General features: G+C 35.7%; 4 protein-coding genes. 2 read left to right on the top strand and 2 right to left on the bottom strand.

The features are described from left to right. The first annotated feature begins 112 nt into the window (after window positions 1–112). Complete coding sequence (gene gndA / locus Q0800_RS13805; RefSeq protein ID WP_299130896.1) at window positions 113–1,522, top strand: NADP-dependent phosphogluconate dehydrogenase; 1,410 nt, start codon at window positions 113–115, stop codon at window positions 1,520–1,522. After that, window positions 1,510–1,866, top strand: coding sequence for a ribose-5-phosphate isomerase (locus Q0800_RS13800; protein ID WP_299130893.1), 357 nt, complete (start codon window positions 1,510–1,512; stop codon window positions 1,864–1,866). Before gndA ends, Q0800_RS13800 begins: the two co-directional genes overlap by 13 nt. A gap of 31 nt (window positions 1,867–1,897) precedes the next feature. Here the strand turns inward: Q0800_RS13800 and Q0800_RS13795 are convergent, their stop codons facing one another. After that, on the bottom strand, window positions 1,898–2,608 hold the full coding sequence (locus Q0800_RS13795) for a hypothetical protein (protein ID WP_299130891.1): 711 nt from the start codon (window positions 2,606–2,608) through the stop codon (window positions 1,898–1,900). A gap of 28 nt (window positions 2,609–2,636) precedes the next feature. Next, window positions 2,637–4,390: carbamoyl-phosphate synthase large subunit (carB, locus tag Q0800_RS13790; RefSeq protein WP_299130889.1), on the bottom strand; the 1,754-nt coding region annotated here is incomplete at its 5' end.

Below are 4,390 nucleotides of genomic sequence, written 5' to 3'. Positions count from 1 at the left end.
ATTCTTCATAGAAAGCAATGTGGATTATTTGAGCGTAACGAATATAAGGTTTATTTTAGTTTGAGATTACGAAAATTAATGTACTTAGTGCGCTCATAACAACAACTTAAAAATGGCAAATACATACGATTTTGGACTAGTGGGATTAGGTGTAATGGGCAGAAATTTTATTCTGAATGTTGCCGATAACGGATTTAGCGCTTTTGGCAATGATTTGGATGAAGAAAAAGTAAATGCCCTAATTGAAGAGGGCGGTGACCCTGATAAAGTAAATGCAACCAGTGATGCGAAAATATTTGTTGAAGCACTCAGCATTCCTAGAAAGATTATGCTCTTAGTACCTGCCGGGAAAATAGTCGATGCTGTTATTGAAAGTTTACTCCCATTGTTAGATAAAGGAGATATTATTATTGATGGTGGAAATTCTTTTTACACTGATACTGATAGGCGTGAAGCTTATTTAAAAGATAAGGGAATACACTTTTTTGGTGCTGGCGTTTCTGGTGGTGCAAAAGGAGCTCGCAGAGGTCCTAGTATTATGCCTGGAGGTTCTCGAGAAGCCTATCAACATGTAAAACCAATTTTTGAAGCCGTATCAGCTAAATACAATGGAGAACCCTGTGTAACCTATTTAGGGCCCAAATCCGCTGGAAACTACGTTAAAATGGTGCATAATGGCATTGAATATGGCTTAATGCAATTAACTTCTGAGGTTTATGACCTGCTCAAAAAGGCTGGCGGATTGTCAAATGAGGAATTACACCAAACTTTTTCAAAATGGAACAGTGGTCGTTTACAATCTTTTCTTGTTGAGATTACCTCTAAAATTTTAGCCCAAAAAGATGATTTAACCGATGGTGATTTAGTTGATATGATACTGGACAAAGCCAAACAAAAGGGCACTGGAAAATGGACTTCGCAAAATGCCATGGATTTAGGCATTCCTGTTCCAACTATTGATATAGCGGTAAGTATGCGTGAAATATCTGCTCTTAAAGATGAGCGCATAAAAGCTGATGAATTGTATGATAGACCTACTCCTACGGCAGTTGACAAAGCTGATTTTATTAGCAAAGCCGAAGAAGCGCTTTATTTTGCTTTTATTATGGCCTATGCTCAAGGCATGCACCAATTGGCAGATGCAAGTAAAGAATATGGTTATGAATTGGATTTAGGTGAAATTGCCAAAATCTGGCGAGCCGGTTGTATCATTAGAGCTGGATTGTTGGCAGATATTACAGATGCTTTTAAAGCGGATAGTAAGCTACCTAACTTATTATTGTCATCTTCGTTTGTAGAAAAAGTTCAAAGCACCGTTGCATCAACCAGAGAATTGATAAGCTATGGAGCTACAAATGGCATACCACTTCCCGGACTGTCTAACTCCCTTACGTATTTTGATGCGTATACCTCGCAGCGTTTACCATTAAATATGATACAAGCGCAACGCGATTATTTTGGCTCACATACTTATGAAAGATTAGATAGAGAAGGGGTTTTCCATACGGAGTGGGATGGGTAAAAACTCAATACAATATTTACGTTATAGAACTTTCTAAAAAAGTATTCACTGAAAACAGAAGATTTCGTGAAGCAAATCCTCAGTTCAATGGTGTTTTAGAATGTCTTTATGTGGCTATGACCAGTAAAGCTCCCAAAGATCGTTTTCAAGAACACAAAACCGGAGCTCAGAGCAAAAAAGGACACAATTTATCCTCCAGTATTGTAAAAAAATATGGTTCTTACCTAAGACCCAGTTTATACAACCACATAGGTCCTATAGCAACTAGAGTTGAAGCTCTAAAACAAGAGAAGCAATTAGCTATAGAACTTCGAAGAAAACGCTACGCAGTTTGGTATAACTAAAAACTATATAAAAAAACCTGGAACATTTTTTTTATTCAGCATTCAGAAAATTGAATATTAAAACCAAATCCTCTTCTCTTTTAAGTTTCAATTTTCTAGCTTTAATAAACTCGGCTGTTTTTTTTCTTAATTGGGGAGATAATTCAACCAAAAATTGTTTCTTACTACCTGAAATTTCGATGACTTCGTTTTTATCGATTCTAGAATAAAATGCTTCGAATTGTGTAAATCTGGCTGGAACATCTTTATCTAATGAAGTCGTTGCTTTTTTAGGTTCTGAAAATTTGACATTCATTCTTTTATAAAGAGAAAATTTACCTTCAATTAACTCAAACAGATAGCCTTTAAGCTTTTGTTTGTCTTTATTAGAAAAATCAATCAACCTTAGGGGAACATTATTCGTTACAATATGTAAATCCGGGTGCCATCTTAATGCCTTTGCTTCGTGGTATTTTGATTCCTTAAGCTCAATTTCTTCATTATAAGCATTGTACCTAAAAAGCATATTGCCAACCTCTTCATTTTTATAAACAATAGTGGCATTCTCAAACTCTTCATTTATGAAAGGACTTCCAATGAACTCGATTTCATCAAGTGGAACATTCATAGTCATTTTTCCCAGCATTTGAGAATTCACTGTTACTAGAATATCTCCACTGCCCGTCATACCTACCTGAGCAAGTTGAGCACTTAAGAACGTCAAAGGGAAAACGAGAAGAAATAGTGTTAATTTTTTTCTCATATTCATTCCATTAAGGATTAAAAAATGATTATTTGCTTAGATACATCTTCCTTCTAGAATACAAATTATAAAAGTCGTCATCTTTTAGACTGTCTATAAACAAGATACTTTCTCCTGTACTCTTCATCTCTGGACCTAAGTTTTTATTTACATTAGGGAACTTATTAAAGGAGAATACCGGTTGTTTTATAGCATAACCTTCTAGTTGAGGGTTAAAATTGAAGTCTTTCACCTTCTTCTCTCCCAACATTACTTTAGTAGCATAGTTCACGTAAGGTTCTTTATAAGCTTTTGCTATAAAAGGAACCGTTCTAGAAGCCCTAGGATTTGCCTCAATTATATAAACGGTATCGTCTTTTATCGCAAATTGAATATTTATAAGACCGACTGTATTTAGTGCTAAGGCAATCTTTTTAGTATGATCTTTTATTTGTTGCATTACAAACTCTCCTAAATTAAAAGGAGGCAGCGTTGCATTAGAGTCCCCAGAGTGAATACCACAGGGCTCAATATGCTCCATTATCCCAATAATATAAACATCTTCTCCATCACAAATAGCATCCGCTTCGGCTTCTATAGCACCATCTAAGTAATGATCAAGCAACAATTTATTATTTGGGATACTTCTCAGTAAATCAACCACATGGGCTTCCAATTCTTCATTGTTAATTACAATCTTCATTCCCTGTCCACCTAACACATAAGAAGGTCTTACCAAAAGTGGAAACCCAAGTTCATCTGCCAGTTTTAAAGCATCGTCTGCGCTTTCTGCAACACCAAACTTTGGGTATGGAATATTATTCTCTTTTAATAAAGTAGAAAAACTACCTCTGTCTTCAGCTAAATCTAAAGATTCAAAACTTGTTCCTATAATTTTTATTCCATACTTGGATAGTTTTTCTGCTAACTTAAGTGCAGTCTGTCCGCCTAATTGCACAATTACACCTTCTGGCTTTTCGTGCAAAATAATATCATAAATATGCTCCCAAAAAACAGGTTCAAAATATAACTTATCGGCAGTATCAAAATCTGTAGAAACCGTCTCAGGATTACAGTTAATCATTACAGTTTCATAGCCACATTCTGCCGAGGCTAAAACGCCATGTACGCAACAATAATCAAACTCAATGCCCTGCCCTATTCTGTTTGGCCCGGAACCTAGTACAACTATTTTCTTTTTATCGCTTACTATACTATCGTTCTCAACATATCTCTTACCATCTGCAGTTTCAATTTCTTCCTCAAAAGTTGAGTAGTAATAGGGTGTCATCGCCTTAAACTCTGCAGCACAGGTATCTACCAACTTATAAACTCTATTGATATGCTGTTCGGTACGTTTGGTATGAACTTCACTCTCGTAACAGTCTAACATATGAGCAATCTGCCTGTCTGCAAAACCTTTTTGTTTTGCTTCTAACAACAACTCTCTTGGTAAGGTAGCAATGGTGAATTTAGAAATCTCTTGTTCTAATAAATGTAATTCTTCATACTGCTTTAAGAACCACATATCAATCTTAGTGATTTCATGGATTCTACTTAATGGAATACCCATTTGTATGGCATCATAGATTACAAAAACCCTATCCCAACTGGGTATCGTTAGTTTTTTAATGATAGTATCATATTCTTTATAACCTTTTCCGTCTGCTCCTAATCCATTACGCTTAATCTCAAGCGATTGAGTGGCTTTATGTAAAGCTTCTTGGAATGAGCGTCCAATACCCATTACTTCACCAACCGCTTTCATTTGCAATCCTAAGGTTCTATCAGAACCTTCAAACT

This window comes from uncultured Winogradskyella sp. (assembly GCF_937958655.1).
Taxonomy (GTDB): Bacteria; Bacteroidota; Bacteroidia; order Flavobacteriales; family Flavobacteriaceae; genus Winogradskyella.
This window is presented reverse-complemented; position numbering and strand designations above follow the sequence as displayed.

Excerpts from the sequence above, each read along its gene's own strand:
- gndA (WP_299130896.1), top strand. The coding sequence starts at position 113 with ATGGCAAATACATACGATTTTGGACTAGTGGGATTAGGTGTAATGGGC.
- Q0800_RS13795 (WP_299130891.1), bottom strand. The coding sequence starts at position 2,608 with ATGAGAAAAAAATTAACACTATTTCTTCTCGTTTTCCCTTTGACGTTC.